The sequence below is a fragment of the Kitasatospora phosalacinea genome (assembly GCF_030268885.1).
In the GTDB taxonomy this organism is placed as follows: Bacteria; Actinomycetota; Actinomycetes; order Streptomycetales; family Streptomycetaceae; genus Kitasatospora; species Kitasatospora phosalacinea_C.
This window is the reverse complement of sequence record NZ_BSSA01000024.1, coordinates 91,387-109,631: the sequence shown is the minus strand read 5'-3', so window position 1 is coordinate 109,631 and position 18,245 is coordinate 91,387. Positions and strand designations below refer to the sequence as shown.

The following is an 18,245-nucleotide window of genomic DNA, read 5'->3' as shown; positions in this document are numbered from 1 at the left end:
AGGGCGGCCGGTGGGGAGTGATTGACGCGTCGTTGCGTGGTGACCTTGCCCCCCGGAGGGTTCTCAGCCGGCCTGCGGGTACTGCCGGTACTGCGGGTACTGCTGCGGGGCCGCGGCCGGGCGCAGGGTGTTGCCGCCGAACGACTGGTCGCCGAACGACTGCTGCTGCTGGACGGGCTGGGCGCCGAACTGCTGCGCCTGGAAGGACGGCGCGAAGCTCTGCGGGGCGGCGGCGTAACCGCCCGCCGGGGCCTGCGGGGCCTGGTACGCCTGCGCGGGCTGCGGCTGGAACGGGGCGGCCGGGCGCTGGCCGGGCAGGAAGCCCTGCGGGGCGCCCGCGTAGGTGGGCTGCGGGGGGACCGGCGCGTTCGCGTACCCCGGCTGGGTCGGGATGTACGGCGTCGGGGCCGGGGCGCTGCTGGGGCCGGGGCCGAGCGCGAGCCGGGCCGGGGGCAGGGCGGGCAGGTTCGACTGGGGGGAGTCGAGGCCGGTGCCGAAACCGCTGCCGTAGGCGGAGGACCAGGAGGAGGCCGGGAGGGCCGGGGGCACGTTGATGGGTGCGATCTGCGGGATGCCGCGCTCTGCGACCAGGCTGTCGTAGATGGGCGTGCCGGAGGAGAAGGACGGAGAGGGGTAGCCGACTCCGTCGTAGGAGCGGGGCGAGGTCATGGGGCATACCGTAAGCCCACAACACGCCTGCTGAGGAGAGCGGAACGGCCTGGAGTTCAACTGTTTACAGACTCTTCGCTCGCTTAAATCGGACAATGTCGGACTTAGTCGGGCGAAGCGAGGTCCCGTTTCGGTCATCCCGGGTCCATCGTCCGTGCACCACCCGCTCACCGGGGGCGGAACGAAAGCCCCCGCTCGGGTCGGGGAAAGGCTCCGTTAAGCCCGCGGTGGTCCAGACCGCCGAAAAGGGTCCGGCCCGGACGGCGGGGAGCCGTCCGGGCCGGGGCGGTGCGGGAGGGTGCTCAGCGGGCGGCCGCGGCCGCGGACTGGGCCGGGAAGCCCGGACGCCCGGCCAACTCGCTGGTGCAGTGCGCGCAGCGGGTCGCCGCGGCCGGGACGGTGCTGAGGCACTCGGGGCAGTCGGCCTTGGCCACCGGGGTGTCCTTGACCGGGTTGAAACGGTTCTGCAGCTTGCCGACGGGCAGCACCACCGCGAAGTAGATCACCGCGGCGACCAGCACGAAGCTGATCAGGGCCTGCAGGAACGCGCCGTACGGGAAGGTCACCCCGGCGGCGGTGAACGACTCCTTGCTGAAGTCGCCGACCGCACCGGAGGCGATGCCGATCAGCGGGGTCAGGAAGGCTGCCACGAAGCCGGTGACGACGGCGGTGAAGGCCGCGCCGATGACGATGCCGACCGCGAGGTCGACGACGTTGCCGCGCAGCAGGAAGCTGCGGAATCCCTTGAACATGACGGCCATCCTGACGGTCCAACCTCCCTGCGGTCCAACCGAGTTCACCTGATCCGACTAACGGCCGAACCGCCTTGCGAGGATCGCTCAGACGCGCCCGACCGCGGCCGCGACCTCCGCCGAGAAGGGCTGGACACGCACCACCGCGTCGGCGACCCGGCGCACCGTCGCCGCGTCCATGTGCGACCACAGCGGGACGGTCAGCACCGAGGCCGCCAGCCGGTCGGTGCGCGGTAGCTCCTCAGCCTGCCCGAGGTGGGCGTACGACTTCTGCCGGTGGACCGGCGGGAAGAAGTAGCGGCGGGTGTCGATGCCCTCCGTCTTCAGCGCCGCGGCCAGCTGCCGGTTGTCCAGGCCGAACGCCCCGGTGTCCAGGACCAGCGTGAGGTCCTTGAAGGTCGAGGTGTCGCCCTCCTCCGGCAGGGCCAGGCGCAGGCCCGGCACGCCCGCCGCGGCCCGGGCGAACTCGGCGACCAGCGCGCCGCGGTGGGCCACCCGCTCGGGCAGCCCGGCCAGCCAGGTCAGGCCGACCGCGGCGTGCAGCTCGCTCATCCGGGCGTTCAGGCCGGGGAACAGGGTGTCGTAGTCACCCGGGTTGCCGTAGTCGCGGGCGGTGCGCAGGGTCTCGGCGAGCGCGGCGTCCCGGGTGGCGACCAGGCCGCCCTCGCCTGCCACCGCGACCTTGGTCGGGCTCATCGAGAACACCTCGGCCAGGCCGAAGTTGCCCACCGGCACGTCGCGCCGCTTCGACCCCAGGCCGTGCGCCGCGTCGTACACCAGCGGCACCCCCGCCGCGTCGGCGATCCGCTGCAGCTCCTCGACCTGGCAGGGCGTGCCGTACACGTGGGTGGCCATCACCGCGGCGGGGGAGTCGGCCGCCTTCAGCCGGGCCTCCGCGTCGGCCGGGTCCAGGGTGATGTCCTGCTCCCGGGCCTCCGCGAACAGCGGGCTGCCGCCCGCCCAGTGCGCGGCGTGCGCGGTCGCCGAGAAGGTGAAGCCCGGCATCAGCACCGGCCGCCGCCCGTCCACCCCCGCGGCCTGCAGCACCAGCATCAGCCCGGCCGTGCAGTTGGACACCGCCACCACGTGCGGCACCTGCATCAACTCGGCCGCCCGCTCCTCCAGTTGGCGCACGGTCGGCCCGTTGGTCAGCATCCCGGAGTCCAGCACCCCGGCCAGCCGCCCGAGCAGCCCCTCCCGGTCGGGCACCCGGACGCGGGTCAGCGGCAGGCCGTCGGGGAAGGCGGGCGCACCGCCGAGGACGGCGGGGCGGTTCTGGTCGGTCGTCATGAGGTCGAGCCCCCCTGGGTTCGTGACGGATCCGGTGCGCCGACGGCGACCGGAGGCTCTGGGCCCTGGCGCGCGGCGCCCCACTGGCCCGGCTGGACCCGCCACAGCGGCGGGCGGCGGCTGCGCGCCGGACGGGCCGGGGCCGGCCGCGGGATCGCCAGCAGCACCAGGACCAGCGGCAGCACCTGCACCCGCTCGCGGGACAGGATGCCCATGTTGTTGATGGTCGAGAACGCCCAGCAGAACAGCAGCGTGTACACCGCGGTGAAGGCCACGTACGAGCGCTGCACGAACAGCTTCGGGACGCGCGCCAACTGCGGCCAGGCCCGCACGAACATCACCAGCAGCGCGAAGCACTCCACCGACTGGATCAGGTTCTGGAGGTTCGACGCCTCGAACGGGAACGGCCGGAACAGCACGCTCACCACCGACACCGGCAGCTTCAGCGGGTTCAGGCTGAACGCGGGCGCCGGTTCGTCCGCGGTCGCCGCGTTGATCACCGAGTCGCCCTGCGAGGTGCGCCGCGAGGTCTCCGACAGCACCTGGTTGACCGCGTCCCCGCCGGTGCCGTTGGTGCCGAAGAAGGCCGACACCTGCTGCAGCATCAGCATCACGCCCACGCCCAGCACCGCCGCCGTCAGCACCGTCCGCAGCGGCCCCAGCGCCGACACCTGCTGCGGCCGCCTGCGCAGCAGGTACGCCACGCTCAGGCCCGCACCCGCCAGCACCGTCACGTGCGGCCGCACCATCGCCGTCCCCAGCGACCCCAGCGCGATGCAGGCGAACGCCCCGAACCGCCGGTCCAGCAGCCGCGCCACCCCGTACGTGGTCAGGCCCAGGCAGAACATCATCCAGGCGTCCTTGCCGATGCTGGACGGCCAGAACAGCAGCGAGGGCAGGAAGAACACCAGCTTCGCGTAGCGGCGCGAGTCGGCCTCCGGGAAGGCGATCTGCAGCGCCCGCCAGAAGAACAGCAGCCCCCAGAAACCCAGCCAGGAGAACACCAGGAACCCGCCGACCAGGGTCGGCCCGGTCACCGCGTACACCACCCCGGTCACGATGATCACGAAACCGGTGCCCGCGACCTTCATCCCCAGGTCGTAGTGCAGGCCCGCGGACAGGTCGGCGGTGGTCAGGTAGCGGGCCAGCTCGGAGCCCTTCTGGTGGTACATCTTGGCGTCCGCCGCGCCGCCGTAGAGCACGAACGCCATCAGGTACCGCGGGAAGGCGCAGGCCAGCTTCGCCGCCATCGCCACCATCAGCAGCTTGAACACCCCGCGCTCCGGGTTGCCCGCCGCGACCCGCGCCAGGACCGGCGTCCCGACCGCCATCAGCGCGGGCGCCACCAGCAGCGCCCCCCAGGTGTCGTACGAGGTGTGCACCATGGCCAGCACGAACACCGTCACGTAGCCCAGCACCAGCAGCCAGGCCAGCGCGGTCAGCCGCCCGCGCCGCACCGCCCCGGACAGCCGGGCCAGCGGGCGCGCCCGCCGACGGGCGGGGCGCGCGGCGGTCAGCACCGCCATCAGAAGACCTCCAGGTCGCCGAGGCTGAACCGCCAGTCGGCGAGGGTGCGCCCCCGGGGCAGCGGGCCGGTCGGGGTGCGGGCCGCCAGCACCATGCCGGTGCGCGGCGCCCGCACGCAGCCCGCCCGCAGCCCGGCCGCGGCCGCCTCGGTGCCGGGGGCCAGGTGGGTGGCCGCGTGGTCGCAGCCGCAGGACGCGGCCAGGCGCAGCAGCTGCGCCGCCGCGACCCGGTCGCCCGGGCGGACGATCAGCTCGGCCAGCGTGAACTCGGCCAGCGGGCCGCGCCGCCGCGGCCGCCCGAACGCCAACCCGACCAGCTCACCGCCCCGTTCGACCGTCACCACCCGGTAGTCCAGGCCCGGCGCCGCCCCGTACCGCCACTCCAGGTAGGCGGCGGTGCGCACCGTGTGCAGCCGCCTCTCGGCCGCGTCCGCCCGCTCGCGCTCGGCCAGCAGCTCGGCCAGCTGGGCCGCCCGCCGGGCGTCCGGCGCGGCCAGCCACTCGGCGGCGGACGGCAGTTCGCAGCGCAGCGGCCCCGAGGGGCCGGGCCGCCGGGCCAGCGCCGCCCGGGCCCCGCGGGCGAAGGACACCGGCCGGGCCACCCGCAGCGCCACCGGGACGCGGCCCAGCTCCCGCCAGCCCATCTTCAGGTAGCCCGGCAGGCTGTTCCCGTTCGGCGTGTTGAACACCAACTCGGCCTCGCCGGCGACCCGTTCGAGCAGCTCGGTGGTCAGGCGGCGGAAGATCCCGCGCCCCCGGAAGTCCGGGTGCGTCGCGGTGTCCACCGGACGCACCGCCCGCACCTCGCGGCCGCCCTCCCCGCGCCAGGACCAGCGCAGGAACAGCCGCACCCCCACCACCCGCCCGTCCGCCGCCACCGCGACCAGGCCCGGACTCGACCCGAACGGGTTCGCCCGGTGCTTCCAGTCGAAGAAACCGGCACTGCGCCGCCCGGTCGGACCGCCCGCCAGCGAGGCCGTCAACAGCTCCAGCACCGCCGGAACGTCCCCCGACTCCAGCCCGCGGTACGTCAGTTCGCCACCCACGTCGTGCTCCGCCCCACCCGTTCAGTTCGCCAGGACCCGCGCGTACACCCGCTCCACCGCCTGCTGCGCCCCCGCCACGTCGAAGGACCTCGACCGCTCGCGGGCCGCCGCGCCCATCCGCGCCCGCAGGCCCGGATCGGCCAACTCGACCAGGGCGGACGCCAGTCCGGCCGGATCGCCCGGCGCCACCAGGCGGCCCTCCACGCCGTCGTCCACGATCTCCGGGACGCCGCCGACCCGGGTCACCACCGAGGGCAGGCCCGAGGCCATCGCCTCCATCAGCGCCACCGGCAGGCCCTCCTGGCGCGAGCTGAGGCAGAACACGTCCCAGCCCGGCAGCAGCGCGGGCACGTCCGCGCGCATGCCCGCGAACAGCACCCCCTCGCCCGCCCGCGACCGCAACTCGGCCTCCAGCGGCCCCGACCCGACCAGCACCAGCCGGGCCTCCGGCCGGTGCCCGCGCAGCAGCGCGAACGCCGCCAGCAGGGACGCCTGGTCCTTCTTCGCCGTCAGGTTGCCGACCGTGCCGACCACCAACGCGTCCTGCGGCAGCCCGAGTTCCTCCCGCGCCGCGCGCCGCGCCGCCGGGCCCGACGGGGCGTCGCCCAGGTCCGGCCCGTGGTGCACCACCGTCAGCCACTCGCCCGCCCGGTGCCGCCCGCCGCCCGCCGCGATCCCGTCCGCCACCGCGTGCGACACCGCGACCACCGCGTCGTTGCGCCGGTAGGTGAGCGCGTTCGCCCAACGGGTCGGCAGCCGGTAGCGCTCCCACAGGTTGTGCTCGGTGTGCACCAGCCGCGGCCCGCCCCGCCCCAGCGTCAGCAGCCGCGCCGCGACCGCGGGCACCGGCATGTGGGTGTGCACCAGGTCGTAGCGGCGCTCCGCCAGCAGCGCCCGCAGCCGCAGCGGCCAGCGCCGCCCCGGCGCGCCGCCCAGGCAGTGCACCGGCACGCCCGCCGCCGCCAGCGCCGGGACCAGCGCGTCCTTGTGCGGCAGCACGTACGCCACCTCGATCGCGTAGCGCGAACGGTCCGCGTGGCGCACGCAGTTGAGCAGCAGCTGCTCCGCGCCGCCCCGGCCCAGGCCCTTGGCCAGCCAGAGCACCCTGGCCCGCGGCCCGGTCACCGGTCCTCGCCCAGCCGCAGCTGCATGGTCGTCTCCACCGGCTCCTCCGGCGGCAGCTCCGCCGGGCGGCGGCCCCAGCTCGTCGTCCCGTCCCGGCGGCCCGCACCCTCCCCGACCCCGTACACCGGCTCGCGACGGCCGTCGGCCGCCCGCTGGTGCTCGGGACGCCGGTGATCCGGCCGCCGCGGCTCGGCGTGCGGCTCCGGGCGCGGCTCCGGCCGGGCCGGCGCGGCGGCCACCGGACGCGGCAGCGCCGCCCGGGCCGGCTCCGGCTCCGGCCGGCCGCCCAGGCGCCCCGGCAGCCGCAGCCCGCGGTGCCGCCGCCCGGTCGCGACCTCCGCCCCCAGCAGCGCCACCCCCGCCACCGGCACCCCGGTGCGGGCCAGCAGCTCCGCGACCCGGTCCGCCTCCTCCGGGCGGACGTTGCCCGCCATCAGCGTCACCAGCACCGCGTCCGCGTGCTGCACCAGGTCGTACGCGTCGTTCGCGTTCAGCAGCGGCGAGGAGTCGATCAGCACCACGTCCGCGTACCGCCGGGCCAGCGCCAGCACCTCCCCGGCGCGCAGCACCAGCGCCGCCGGGTACGCGGTGGCGTGGCCGCCCGCGATCAGCGACACGTTCGGCACCCGGGTCGGCCGGATCAGGTCCGCCAGGTCGTCCAACCGCTCGCCCGACAGCAGCTCCGCCATGCCCGGGCCCTCGTCCATCCCGAAGTGGGCGTTCAGCTCCGGCTGCCGGAAGTCGCAGTCCAGCACCAGCACGTGACGGCCCGTCTCGCCCAGCGCCGCCGCCAGGTTCGCCACCGTCGTGGTCCGCCCGTCGCCCGAACGCCCCGACATCACCAGCACCACCGGCGCCGGTCCCACCGCCCGCCGCACCCGCCGCTCGTCCGGGTCCAGGCCGCCCTGCCCCAACTGCGCGGACAGCGACTCCGGGCCGGTCAGCAGCAGCGTCGAGCGCAGCGAACGGAACGCCTCGGTCGCCGGGTCCGCCGGACGGGCCGTCACCAGCGGCTCGTGCAGCCGCCGCAGCCGCCGCGACAGCCGGGGGATCTCCCCGATCACCGGCAGGTTGAACGCCTCCTCGGCGCCGTCCCGGGAACGCAGCCGGGTGTCCATCCGGGACAGCATCAGCGCCGCCACCACGCCCAGCGACAGGCCCAGCACCACCGCCAGCGTCAGCCGCACCCCGCGCGAGGGCGAGGACAGCAGACTGCCGCCGAGCTCCTTCGCGTCGATCGAGCCCCACTGCTGGATCGCGTCGGTCTGGCTGTAGTTCTGCAGGTCGGCGATCGCCCCGAGGGTCTTGGTCAGCGCCGCCGTCGCCGTCGACAACTGCGGCTGCAGCTTGGCCTGATCGCTCGCGTTGGCCCGGCTCACCGACTTCTGCAGCTCGTCCAACTGCGCCTGCTGGGCGTCCGCCTGGGCCCGCAACCGCTTGATCGACTCGTCGGCGCTCTTCTTCGACTCCTGCGCGTAGCCGGTGATCGTCGCCTCCGACAGCGCCTGCGCCAGCCCCGTGCAGTCCGCCTGGGTCGGGCCCGTGGTGGTGAACAGCAGCATCTGCGTCGACTCCGCCGCCACCGTCCGGCGCGCGGTCAGCGCCGCCACGTCCTTGACGTTCAGCTTCTGCGCCGCCGCCGTCGTCACCGCCGAGCCCTGCGCGTACGACAGCACCTGGTCGGCGCGCACGGTGTCCGCCGCGCCCGCGACCGGCGTGATCGCGACCTTGCACTGCCACTTCCCGTTGTCCACGGCGTCGCCCGCCGGCGTCAGCAGGAAACCCACGACCAGCGCGGCCGCCGTGCAGGCGGCCAGCAGCCGCCAGTACCGCCGCAGAACGGTGAACAGATTTGCCGGTTCCACCGGTTGGTTCCCCTCGCCTCGTCACGGTGCACACGCGCCCCAACAGCCGCACCCGCCCCTACGGGCGGCGCGCATCGGTACGGCCGGGCCGCGTGCACCCCCGGCAGCGGCTAGCGGAAAAGCGAACGTCCCAGACCGCCCCCACGGTCCTCCCCTGCGACCGATGCTTCCCGCCCCGGACCTGCGGCGCAAGCACTTTGGCCATACTGACACCTGCCACCGGTCGGATTCCGGACGCACGCACCCGAACTGACGCAACGTCATCAAAAGCGCTCCGGGCCCCCGCCGGTCCGTTCGGCCACCGCCCGCCCGTACGGGGTCAGGCCAGTGCGCGCCCGTAGAACTCCACCATCCGCGCCGACACCCGCTCCAGCGTGTACCCCGACAGGAAGCGCGCCCGCGCCGCCTTCGCCCGCACCAGCGCCTCCCCGGGCTCCTCCAGCACCCGCAGCAGCGCCCCCGCCAGCGCCTCCGGCCGCTCCGGCGGCACCAGCAGCGCACACTCCCCGGAACCGCCCACCGTCTCCCGCAACGCCGCCACGTCCGCGCACACCAGCGGCACCCCCACCCCCATCGCCTCCATCGCCGCGCTCCCCAACCCCTCCCAGCGCGAGGGCACCGCGAACACCTCCGCCGCCGCCATCAGGTCGAACACGTCGTCCCGCGGCCCCAGGAACCGCACGCCCCCCGTCGCCGCCGCCAACTCCTCCAACCGCCCCGTCTCCGCCCCCCGGCTCCCGGCCAGCAGCAGCACCGCGTCCGGCCGCGCCTCCCGCACCCGCGGCCACGCCGACACCAGCACGTCCAGGCCCTTCTGGTACTGCTGCCGGGCCGCCGCCAGCACCACCGGCACCTCCTCGCCCACCCCCAGCCCCGCCCGCACCCGGGCCCGCCGCTCGGCCCCCACCCGCCCCAGCACCAGCGGGTCCCGCCCCCGCGGCACCACGTCGATCCGCCCCCGCGCCACCCGCAACCGCGCCGCCATCACCCCCGCCACGTGCTCCGTCAACGCGTGGAACCGCCGCACCCCCTGCGCCGTCACCGCGTCCACCGCCTGCGCCGCCCGCACCTTCCACGGGCTCAACCCCCGCGCGTGCAGGTGCTCCGGCCCGTACGCGGAGTTCACCAGGCTCGACACCACCGGCACCCGCGCCGCGAAGGCCGCCGACCGGCCCAGCACGTCCGACTCGTACAGCGTCGTGTGCACCAGGTCCGGACGCAGCCGCCGGAACTCCGCCCGCAACGCCGCCACCCGCGCCCGCCGCGACCCGCGCAGCACCGGGTGCACCTGCGCGCCCGCCGCCCGCAACTCCTCCTGGAAGCCGCCCGGCGACTCCTTCAGGAAGGCCACGTGCAACTCCACGCCCGAACGCACCAGCAACGGAGCCATCGCCACCAGCCCCTGCTCCGCGCCGCCCACCCGGCTCACACTGTCGATCACGTACACCACGCGCACCGCGCCAACCCCCTCGCCGGGCCACCCCCTGAACCGCGGATCAGCATCCCAGCCGAACCTGCCCCCCGTCCGCCGAAAGCGGAATCAGGGGTCCGGTGGGACGCGCGATCAGGGGCCCGGGGAACGGCGGGCACGGGTCTGCCGCCGGCGCACCGCCGGTGCGCGCATCGGCTTCGGGTTCTGTTCGGGCGGCCCGAAGCAGCACGGCCCCGCCGTTCCCCGGCCCCCTGATTTCGCCACCCGACCCGCCCCCGCCCCGCTACTCTCGGCGCCATGGCCGACCCGCGGGTACTCCACGTCATCACCGACCCCAGGGCCCGCGGCGCCCAGCGCCTCGCCCGCGACCTGCACCGGGAACTGCTGCGGCGCGGCCAGCCCTCCGAACTGGCAGCCCTGCACCCGCACCCCGACGCCGCCCCCGACGCGGCCGTCCCCGTGCTCGGCCCCTCCCGGCACCACCCCGCCACCCTGCGCGCCCTGCGCACGCTCGCGGCCCGCGCCGACGTGGTGGTCGCGCACGGCTCCTCCACCCTCCAGGCGTGCGCACTGGGCCTGTTCGCCGCCCGGACGCCCTTCGTGTACGTCAACATCGGCGACCCGAGGCACTGGACCGCCGACCCGCTGCGCCGACTGCGGGTGGGCGCCCTCCTGCACCGGGCCGCCGCCGTCGCCGCGATCTCCCCGCACGCCGTGGACGTCCTGCGCACCCGCTTCCGGCTGCCCGCCCGCCGCCTGCACACCCTCCCCAACGCCCGCCCCGCCGACCGCTTCCGGCCCGCCGCCGACCCCGCCGCGAAGGCCGCCGCCCGCACCGAGCTGGGCCTGCCCGCCGACGTCCCGCTGATCGCCTGGGTCGGCGCGCTCAGCCCCGAGAAGCGCCCCGACCTGGCCCTCGCCGCGCACGCCCTGCTCCCCCCGGACGTCCACCTCGCGCTGGCCGGCGAGGGCCCCCTGCGGGCCGCCCTCGCCCCCGGCCCGCGCACCCACCTGCTGGGCCCGCTGGACGACCCGGCCCCGCTGTACCGGGCCGCCGACCTGCTGCTGCTCACCAGTGACTCGGAGGGCGTCCCCGGCGTCCTGATCGAGGCCGCCCTGGCCGCCCTCCCCGCCGTCGCCACCGACGTCGGCTGGGTCGCGGACGTGGTCCGCCCCGGGGAGGGCGGCCTGCTGGTCCCGCCCGGCGACCCGGCCGCCCTCGCCGGGGCCCTGCGCACCCTGCTCACCACCGACCGCACCCCGTACGCGACCGCGGCCCGCTCGCACGCCCTCGCCCACTTCGACCTCGCCGCCGTCACCACCGCCTGGCAGCACCTGCTGCGCGAGGTCGCCCGCACGCGGGAACGCGCCGCCTAGGACCCGTCCTCCGTACCGGACTTCCCCGTGCCGTCCCGGTGGGTGAAGGCCAGGGCGCCGCCCACGACGCCGATGGCGATCAGCGCGACGGCGATGCTGGTCCCACCGGCGTGCTCCCAGTAGACGTCGCTCAGATGGATGAGGTTGGCGGTCTCGTCGACGACCAGCGCGGTGCCGATGCCGTAGGCCAGGCCCATCCAGGTCCGCCAGCGCGGCGAGCGTTCGACCAGGCCGAGGGCGCCGACGACCATCAGGACGAGGATGCCCCACACGTAGTGGTGGAGGTGGACGCCGCCCGCCGAGACGTTCCCCACCCCGGCGGCGTCGACGTGGATCAGCCAGGTCAGCAGTCGCAGGAAGCCGAAGGTCAGGGTGAAGCCCCACCACGCCAGCACCAGGCCGCGGCGGGTGGGGGAGACCTCCCGCCAGCGGCGGGGACGGCGCCGGTCCGGACCGGGCGGTGGCGACTGCTTCTGCTGCGGGGGTGCGTCCATCCGCCGACCCTAGGCCCTCGCGCACCGGAATCCGGGGACGGCCACGGGGACGGGAGCCGCTCAGTCGCCGGTGGTCTCGGTCGCGATCCAGTCCAGGTAGGCCGCCGAACCGGCGGCCACCGGCACCCCGACCACCTCCGGGGTGTCGTACGAGTGCCGCTCGACCAGGAACGCGGTCAGCCGGTCCGCCAGCGCGGCCCGGGTCTTGAGGTCGACGCGCCACTCGGCGCCGTCCCGCACCTCGCCGTCCCACCAGTACACCGACCGGACGGGGTACACCTGGGCGCAGGCCGCCAAGCGCTCGCGCACCGCGGCGGCGGCCAGTTCGCGGGCCGCGCCCTCGTCGTCGTGGGTGGTGGTCACCACCAGGAACTCACGGTTCGTCATGGACCCCACCGTAGGGGAGCCGCGGTGTGTCACGGCCGGGAACCGTCCGGTGCACGAACCAGTCGTACCCGGAGCGGAGTTGACCGGCCGTCCGGCGTCCCCGTGTAACAGCGTGCGTAACAGCGCTGTACCGGACGTTCACCCCCGCAACCGTCCGGTGGCCGGACGCCGTGGTGATGCTTGCCGCCGACCGGCGGCCCACCGCACCGGACCACGGAGCCGAGATGAACGTCCGCAAGCCCGCCGCCCTCGCCGCCCTCACCGCCTGCGCGGTCCTCGCACTGACCGCCTGCGACCCCGAGGACGCCGGTTCCGCCGCGTCGGGCGCCACCACCGCCGCGAGCGCCCCGGCCGCCGCCCCGCCCGCCACGGCCGGGGCGACCGCCAGCAAGGCCGCGACCGGCGGCGGCACCGGTGGCACCGTCGGCGCCGACGTCCCGATCTGCGGCAACTCCGAGAAGGAGAGCGACGTCAAGGCCGAGCTGACCCTCGACCGGAGCGCGAACCCGCGGATCAACGGCGTGATCAAGCTGACCAACACCAGCGGCCACGACTGCGTCGTCTACGGCGGCCCCGACCTGCGCACCAACCACGTGCCCAACGAGTTCACGAAGCTGAAGAGCGGCGTCCTCGGCACCGGCAGCTTCGCCACCGACAAGGCCCACGGCACCGTGCTGCGCCCGAACGCCCCGGTCTACCAGGCCGTCAGCTGGCTGGCCTCGCCGCCGGTCGCCGCCAACGCCACCTGCACCACCGGCGAGGTGCTGGAGCTGGTGCGCAACGAGCAGGTGCTGACCCTGACCATGGACGTCAAGGACGGCCGCTACTGCCCGGTCGCCGAGGAGGGTTCCGACCAGATCCAGGTCGGCGTCCCGAAGACCAGCGAGGCCGAGGCCCGCGCCCAGTGGAAGCACGACGGCAAGTAGCCCGCCGCCCGCCGGGGCCGCAGGTGGGCGCAGCAGCGGGGACGCGCCCGCCCACCGGGGCCGCGGGGGAGCACGACGCCCCTGCCGGGCAAGGCGGCGGACGGACAGCAGGCGGACGGCGGCGGGCGGACGGGACGTCGAACCCCGGACCGGCGTTCGACCCGCACCGGTGCCGCACTGCTCCGATCCGGCGAATTACCCCGACCGCGGCCCGCCCGCCTGGAACGCCGCGCACCGCTCCTGCCAGGCTGCCCGGGTGAAGTCGCTGCTCGGAACCACTGTCCTGCTCGCCGTGGCCGGAGGTCTGCTGGCCGCCCCGGCCGTCGCCGAGGCCGCGCCCGGCCTCCCGAAGCTGCCGCCGGGTCCGAACGGGCAGCAGCTGCCGACGCCCGGCCGCCCGCTCGCCGCCCTCCAGCCGTCCGGGCCCACCCACCAGCACGCGCCGGTGCCCGCCACCCGCCCGCTGGAGCCCGCCGCGCCGCTCGGTTCCACCGCGTCGCCCGCGTCCGCGCCGAAGGCCCAACGGGCCCACGAGGCCGTCGAGTTCTTCTGGTACAACTGCTCGCACTCCGCCCTGCTGGAGCAGCCGCTCACCCGCTGGGCCGCCAGGCACCAGGCGGACGTGACGCTGCGCCGCGTCCCGGCGATCTGGACCGGCAGCCCCGACGAGGCCGAACAGCGGGCGCACGCGCGGCTGTTCTACGCCCTGGAGCGGCTCGGTGAGGTCGACCGGCTGCAGGCCGCGGTGTTCCGGGCCGTCCGCGAGCAGCACACCGACCTGACCACCGAGCGGGCGGCCGCCGACTGGGTGGCCGGGCAGGGCGTCGACGCGGCGGAGTTCCGGGCCGCGTACCGCTCCGCGGAGGTGGACCGGGCCGTCGAGGACGCGCCGAAGCTGTTCGCGCAGAACCAGGTCACCGAGCTGCCCACCGTGGTGGTGGACGGCACCGGCCGCACCTCGCCCACCCGGGCCGGCGGCGTGGACGGCATGCCCGCCGCCCTCGACCAGCTGGTCGCCGAACAGCCGGCCGGACCGCCCGCCCGCTGATCCGCCCCCGATCCCCCTGCTCGCCAACTCCCCGGCCGGAAAGGGCGGTTCGGTCCGGAACCGTCCCGTACCGGGCTGAGCTGCCGCAATCTTCACCGAACCCGCCCGCGGCCCGCACACTCTGTGTCATTGTGGTCCGCGAGTCGGGCCCGGTCACCGGGGACGGCAGGCAGACGGCACAGGCACCAGGGGCGGGCACCGCCTCCGGGGAGGGCGGGAGTCCGTGGGGGGACAGCGCGCACAGGTCATCGACGAGCAGCAGGGCCGGGCCGCCCCGCCCGGCGCCCCGGCCCCGGTCGGACCGCCGCCCGAACTGGTCTTCAAACGCCGGCTGCGACCCGTCCAGGTGGCCCACGAGCTGTGGGCCGCACGGGAGTTGGTGCGGGCACTGGCCGAACGCGACCTGCGCGCCCGGTACAAGCAGGCGGTGCTCGGCTTCGCCTGGGCGGTGCTCACCCCGCTGGCGCTGTGCGCGATCTTCACCCTGGTGTTCCACCGCGCCGTCAAGATCGAGACCGGTGCCGCCCCGTACACGCTGTTCGCCTACGTGGGCCTGATCGTCTGGCAGTTCTTCTCCAACACGATGAACCAGGGCGCGCTCAGCCTGGCCAACAACCTGAGCCTGCTGAACAAGGTGTACTGCCCGCGCGAGGTGTTCCCGCTCGCCACCATGCTGGTCGCCACCGTGGACATGGTGATCGGCGTCGGCGTGCTGGGCCTGATGTTCCTGGTGTTCTGGACGGCCCCCGCCGCGACCTTCCTGTGGGCGGTGCCGCTGCTGGCCGTCCAGTTCGCCTTCACCTACGGCGTCGCGCTGATCCTCTCGGTGGCCGTGGTCTACCTGCGCGACGTCCGCCACCTGCTGCCGATCATCACGCAGATGGGCGTCTTCGCCACCCCCGTCGCCTACCCGCTGGCCAAGATCCCGCACCGGCTGCAGGAGGTCTACGTCGGCGTCAACCCGCTCGGCGCGGTCATCGAGGGCTACCGCAAGGCGCTGCTGTACGGCGAGGCCCCCGACGCCCGGATGACGCTGATCGCCGCGGCCAGTTCGCTGGTCTTCCTGGTCGGCGGGTACCTGGTCTTCAAGAAGCTGGAAACGGGGATCGCCGATGTCGCGTGACTACCCTCTCGGCACCATCCGCACCGAGCAGGTCTGGAAGCGGTTCCGCGCCGACCAGCAGCGCATGCTGCTGCGCGACCGGGTCGAGCAGGCCGCCCGCCGCCTGCGCGGCGACCGCGGCGAGGACTGGCGCTGGGCGCTGCGCGACGTCAACCTGCACATCGAGCCCGGCGAGTCGGTCGGCCTGATCGGCTCCAACGGCTCCGGCAAGTCGACGCTGCTGAAGATGCTCACCCGGGTCATGTACCCGTACGCGGGCGTGATCGACGTGCGCGGCCGGATCGGCGCCCTGATCGAGATCCGGGCCGGCATCCACCCGGACCTGACCGGCCGGGAGAACATCTACCTGTTCGGCGCGCTGCTCGGCCTCAAGCGCCGCGAGGTCGCCGGGCGCTTCGACGACATCGTCGAGTTCGCCCGCCTCGGCGGCGCGATCGACCGCCAGGTCAAGTTCTACTCCTCCGGCATGCAGATGCGCCTGGGCTTCGCGGTCGCCGCCTACCTGGAGCCGCACGTCCTGCTGGTCGACGAGGTGCTCGCGGTCGGCGACGCGGTCTTCCAGCAGCGCTGCCTGGACCGGATGCGCGAGGTCGCCGAGCAGGGCACCACCATCGTCTTCGTCTCGCACGACCTGCCCGCCGTGCAGTCCATCTGCCGCCGCGGCGTCTGGCTCGAACAGGGCACCGTCCGGGTCGACGCCGGGATCAAGGACGCGCTGGCGGGCTACCGCGACTCCATCGAGGCCCAGTCCGAGGCGAGCGCCCGGGTCGGCGAACCCCTGCAACTGCTCAAGTACGAGGTGCGCGGCGAGGACGGCGACGACACCACCCTGCACACCGACGAGCCGGTCACCGTCGAGCTCACCCTCGGCGGCGACTACCGCGGCGACGCCACCCTGCACCTGGGCGTCAGCGAGGGCACCTCCAGCCCGATCTTCCAGATCAGCCACGAGATCCGGCTGACCGGCGGCGACCACCGGGTCGCCTGCGTCATCCCGCGGCTGCCGCTGCCGCGCGGCCGCTACACCCTGTGGACGGGCGTCTACTCGATCGGCAAGACCGACGGCGGGACGCTGATGAGCTGGCACTCCGCCGGGCAGTTCGACGTCTTCGGCCCGATGCTCGACACCCCGCCGCGCGCCGTCGTGATGGCCGCCCCCGTCTTCGTCCCGCACCAGTGGGAGGACTGAGCATGCGTTCCGTCCGGGTCCTGGTCCACCTCAACAACCTCGCCCTCGGCGGCGCCCAGCTCAACGCCGTCGACATCGCCCGCACCCTGCGCGACCGCGGCCACCAGCCGGTGCTCTTCGCCCAGGGCGTCGACGGGCCCGCCCCACTGGTCGACCTGGCCGCCGGGCACGGCCTCGACCTGGTCGTCGCGGGCGACCCGACCACCCCGCACGCGGTCGTCCGGGCCCGGCTGTCCAGGCTCGCCGCCGAGCACGGCTCCCAGGTCGTCCACGCCTGGGAGGTCCGGGCCGCCCGCAACGCCTACTTCGGCCCGGGCCGCCAGGGCCGGATCCCGGTCGTCACCACCTTCTACGGCATCCGGATGCTCCGCGGGATGCCCCGCCACCAGCCCCTGGTCCTGGGCCTGGGCGCCCTGATGCCGGACGGCCGCGCCTTCGGCCACCGCGACCTGCGGCTGATCGAACCCCCCGTCGACACCGACGCCGACGCGCCCGGCGCCGTCTCCGGCGCCGACTTCCGCGCCGAGGTCGGCGCCCGGGACGACCAGCTCCTGCTCTGCATCGTCACCCGCCTGGTCTCCGGCCTGGAGAAGGACGCGGGCGTCTCCCGCACCATCGCCGCCCTGCGCCTGCTCGACGACCCGAACCTCGTCCTCGCCGTGGTCGGCGGCGGCCCCAGCGAGGAGCGCCTGCGCGCCGAGGCCGCCGCCGTGAACGAGGAGCTCGGCCGCCGGGCCGTCGTCCTCACCGGCCAGCGCGCCGACCCCCGCCCCGCCTACCAGGCCGCCGACCTGGTCCTGGGCATGGGCGGCTCCGCCCTGCGCGGCCTCGCCTTCGGCAAACCCGTCGTCGTCCACGGCGCGGCCGGCTACACCGCCGTCCACGAACCCGGCCCGCTGGTCGAGCCGCACGCCTCCCGCTGCATGTACGGCCACGGCGACCACCCCGCCGACGCCAAGGCCCTCGCCGCCCAGATCCGCGCCCTCGCCGACGCCCCCGACCGCCGCGCCGAGCTGGGCCGTTGGGGCCGCGACTGGGTGGTGGGCCGCTTCTCCCTCGGCCACGTCTCCACCGCCTTCGAGGAGATCTACCGCGAGCTCGTCCGTCGGCCCCCCGGCCGCACCGCCTGGCTCCGCGACCTCGAACAGATGACCCGCTACGAGTTCGTCAAGCCCACCGCCCGCCGCCTGCTGGGCCGCTGACGCCGCGTCGGCCGGGGCGCGGCCGCCCCCGGCCGGTCAGGAGCTCCGGCGCAGCACCAGCGTGACGAAGCCGAAGCCGTCCCGGTAGCCGCCCAGCCACTGCTCGCGGTGCTCGGCCGCCGCCCGGAGGGCCTGCTCGCGGTCGGGGCCCGGGGGCCGGTCCAGGGCCCAGTCGGTGAGGGAGCCGGTCCAGGCCCACTCGTAGGCGTCGAGTTCGGCCCGGCTGGAGGTGTGCCCGGCGACCGGCAGCCAGCCGGCTTCCCGGACCGCGGCGACCGTCCCGGCCAGGTCGCGGACCCCCTCGCCGAACAACTCCCCGGCCGACGGCGTCGGTTCGCCCTCCCAGTAGGCCTCGCCGAGCAGCACCGCACCGCCCGGCGCCAGCAGCGGGCCGATCGCGGCCAGCGCCGGGCCGAGCCCGCCGAAGGCGTGCGCCGCGCCCACGCAGAGCACGGCGTCGAAGGGGTCGACGGTGGTGAACTCCCGGACGTCCCGGTGGTGCAGGCCGATCCGCCGCTCGACGCCGAGCTGCTGCGCGCTGCGCAGGGCGGCGCGCAGCGCGTCCGGGTCGGTGTCCACGCCGACCGCGCGCAGCGCGGGGTGCGCGGCCAACGCCCGTACCAGCCACGGGGCTTCACCACAGCCCAGGTCGAGTAGCCGCCCCTCGGACCGGCCGCGCAGCAGGCGCTCCAGCAGCTCCCGCACCGACCCGTCGGAGAGCGGGGCGGCGATCGGGTGGTCGCGGTGCGCGACCCGCGAGATCTCGTGACGCTCCATCGTGGGATCCTGCCCGT

17 protein-coding genes are annotated in these 18,245 nt (G+C 75.3%); 6 read left to right on the top strand and 11 right to left on the bottom strand.

From position 1 onward, the window contains the following. Window positions 1–63: 63 nt before the first annotated feature. The 8 genes from QSK52_RS28325 to QSK52_RS28290 all read right to left on the bottom strand — a co-directional run bounded on the left by QSK52_RS28325 (window position 64) and on the right by QSK52_RS28290 (window position 9,714). On the bottom strand, window positions 64–669 hold the full coding sequence (locus tag QSK52_RS28325) for a DUF6643 family protein (protein WP_285739022.1): 606 nt from the start codon (window positions 667–669) through the stop codon (window positions 64–66). Between the two features lie 302 nt (window positions 670–971). After that, entirely contained in the window at window positions 972–1,421 is a 450-nt protein-coding gene (gene mscL / locus QSK52_RS28320) for a large conductance mechanosensitive channel protein MscL (protein WP_285739021.1), read from the bottom strand. An 87-nt stretch (window positions 1,422–1,508) separates the two neighbouring features. Beyond that, complete coding sequence (locus tag QSK52_RS28315; RefSeq protein ID WP_285739020.1) at window positions 1,509–2,711, bottom strand: DegT/DnrJ/EryC1/StrS family aminotransferase; 1,203 nt, start codon at window positions 2,709–2,711, stop codon at window positions 1,509–1,511. Then, on the bottom strand, window positions 2,708–4,237 hold the full coding sequence (locus tag QSK52_RS28310; protein ID WP_285739019.1) for a hypothetical protein: 1,530 nt from the start codon (window positions 4,235–4,237) through the stop codon (window positions 2,708–2,710). The genes QSK52_RS28315 and QSK52_RS28310 overlap by 4 nt, the downstream gene beginning before the upstream one ends. Next, complete coding sequence (locus QSK52_RS28305) at window positions 4,237–5,283, bottom strand: GNAT family N-acetyltransferase (protein WP_285739018.1); 1,047 nt, start codon at window positions 5,281–5,283, stop codon at window positions 4,237–4,239. The genes QSK52_RS28310 and QSK52_RS28305 overlap by 1 nt, the downstream gene beginning before the upstream one ends. A 21-nt stretch (window positions 5,284–5,304) precedes the next feature. Further along, window positions 5,305–6,408 (bottom strand): glycosyltransferase, encoded by a 1,104-nt coding sequence (locus tag QSK52_RS28300; protein WP_285739017.1) that lies wholly within the window; start codon window positions 6,406–6,408, stop codon window positions 5,305–5,307. Next, complete coding sequence (locus tag QSK52_RS28295; protein WP_285739016.1) at window positions 6,405–8,273, bottom strand: tyrosine-protein kinase family protein; 1,869 nt, start codon at window positions 8,271–8,273, stop codon at window positions 6,405–6,407. The genes QSK52_RS28300 and QSK52_RS28295 overlap by 4 nt, the downstream gene beginning before the upstream one ends. A 319-nt stretch (window positions 8,274–8,592) precedes the next feature. Further along, the gene (locus tag QSK52_RS28290; RefSeq protein WP_285739015.1) at window positions 8,593–9,714 is read right to left on the bottom strand and encodes a glycosyltransferase family 4 protein; all 1,122 of its coding nucleotides are present in this window, start codon (window positions 9,712–9,714) and stop codon (window positions 8,593–8,595) included. A 288-nt stretch (window positions 9,715–10,002) separates the two neighbouring features. Here QSK52_RS28290 and QSK52_RS28285 point away from each other — a divergent pair, with 288 nt between their 5' ends. Further along, window positions 10,003–11,082, top strand: coding sequence for a glycosyltransferase (locus tag QSK52_RS28285; RefSeq protein ID WP_285739014.1), 1,080 nt, complete (start codon window positions 10,003–10,005; stop codon window positions 11,080–11,082). Here the strand turns inward: QSK52_RS28285 and QSK52_RS28280 are convergent. After that, the gene (locus tag QSK52_RS28280; RefSeq protein ID WP_285739013.1) at window positions 11,079–11,576 is read right to left on the bottom strand and encodes a hypothetical protein; all 498 of its coding nucleotides are present in this window, start codon (window positions 11,574–11,576) and stop codon (window positions 11,079–11,081) included. The two genes, QSK52_RS28285 and QSK52_RS28280, sit on opposite strands and share 4 nt — an antisense overlap. Window positions 11,577–11,636: 60 nt before the next feature. Beyond that, complete coding sequence (cutA, locus tag QSK52_RS28275) at window positions 11,637–11,963, bottom strand: divalent-cation tolerance protein CutA (RefSeq protein WP_285739012.1); 327 nt, start codon at window positions 11,961–11,963, stop codon at window positions 11,637–11,639. A gap of 224 nt (window positions 11,964–12,187) precedes the next feature. Between cutA and QSK52_RS28270 the strand changes: the two genes are divergently transcribed. From QSK52_RS28270 to QSK52_RS28250, 5 genes are all read left to right on the top strand, one after another. Further along, window positions 12,188–12,889, top strand: a complete 702-nt coding sequence (locus tag QSK52_RS28270; RefSeq protein ID WP_285739011.1) for a hypothetical protein — start codon at window positions 12,188–12,190, stop codon at window positions 12,887–12,889. Window positions 12,890–13,145: 256 nt separating this feature from the next. Beyond that, window positions 13,146–13,937 (top strand): thiol:disulfide interchange protein DsbA/DsbL, encoded by a 792-nt coding sequence (locus QSK52_RS28265; protein WP_285739010.1) that lies wholly within the window; start codon window positions 13,146–13,148, stop codon window positions 13,935–13,937. Between the two features lie 223 nt (window positions 13,938–14,160). After that, a complete protein-coding gene (locus tag QSK52_RS28260; RefSeq protein WP_285739009.1) occupies window positions 14,161–15,060 on the top strand; it encodes an ABC transporter permease in 900 nt (299 codons plus the stop codon). Further along, window positions 15,050–16,249, top strand: a complete 1,200-nt coding sequence (locus QSK52_RS28255) for an ABC transporter ATP-binding protein (RefSeq protein ID WP_285739008.1) — start codon at window positions 15,050–15,052, stop codon at window positions 16,247–16,249. The genes QSK52_RS28260 and QSK52_RS28255 overlap by 11 nt, the downstream gene beginning before the upstream one ends. Before the next feature lie 2 nt (window positions 16,250–16,251). Continuing rightward, window positions 16,252–17,451: a glycosyltransferase family 4 protein gene (locus tag QSK52_RS28250; protein WP_285739007.1), complete on the top strand. Its 1,200-nt coding sequence runs from the start codon at window positions 16,252–16,254 to the stop codon at window positions 17,449–17,451. Between the two features lie 36 nt (window positions 17,452–17,487). Here the strand turns inward: QSK52_RS28250 and QSK52_RS28245 are convergent, their stop codons facing one another. Continuing rightward, on the bottom strand, window positions 17,488–18,228 hold the full coding sequence (locus QSK52_RS28245; RefSeq protein WP_285739006.1) for an SAM-dependent methyltransferase: 741 nt from the start codon (window positions 18,226–18,228) through the stop codon (window positions 17,488–17,490). Window positions 18,229–18,245 lie beyond the last annotated feature (17 nt).

Bases quoted from the DNA above. Each gene is read 5' to 3' on its own strand.
- QSK52_RS28325 (WP_285739022.1), bottom strand. From the start codon at position 669: ATGACCTCGCCCCGCTCCTACGACGGAGTCGGCTACCCCTCTCCGTCC.
- mscL (WP_285739021.1), bottom strand. From the start codon at position 1,421: ATGTTCAAGGGATTCCGCAGCTTCCTGCTGCGCGGCAACGTCGTCGAC.
- QSK52_RS28315 (WP_285739020.1), bottom strand. From the start codon at position 2,711: ATGACGACCGACCAGAACCGCCCCGCCGTCCTCGGCGGTGCGCCCGCC.
- QSK52_RS28310 (WP_285739019.1), bottom strand. From the start codon at position 4,237: ATGGCGGTGCTGACCGCCGCGCGCCCCGCCCGTCGGCGGGCGCGCCCG.
- QSK52_RS28285 (WP_285739014.1), top strand. From the start codon at position 10,003: ATGGCCGACCCGCGGGTACTCCACGTCATCACCGACCCCAGGGCCCGC.
- QSK52_RS28280 (WP_285739013.1), bottom strand. From the start codon at position 11,576: ATGGACGCACCCCCGCAGCAGAAGCAGTCGCCACCGCCCGGTCCGGAC.
- cutA (WP_285739012.1), bottom strand. From the start codon at position 11,963: ATGACGAACCGTGAGTTCCTGGTGGTGACCACCACCCACGACGACGAG.
- QSK52_RS28270 (WP_285739011.1), top strand. From the start codon at position 12,188: ATGAACGTCCGCAAGCCCGCCGCCCTCGCCGCCCTCACCGCCTGCGCG.
- QSK52_RS28255 (WP_285739008.1), top strand. From the start codon at position 15,050: ATGTCGCGTGACTACCCTCTCGGCACCATCCGCACCGAGCAGGTCTGG.
- QSK52_RS28250 (WP_285739007.1), top strand. From the start codon at position 16,252: ATGCGTTCCGTCCGGGTCCTGGTCCACCTCAACAACCTCGCCCTCGGC.
- QSK52_RS28245 (WP_285739006.1), bottom strand. From the start codon at position 18,228: ATGGAGCGTCACGAGATCTCGCGGGTCGCGCACCGCGACCACCCGATC.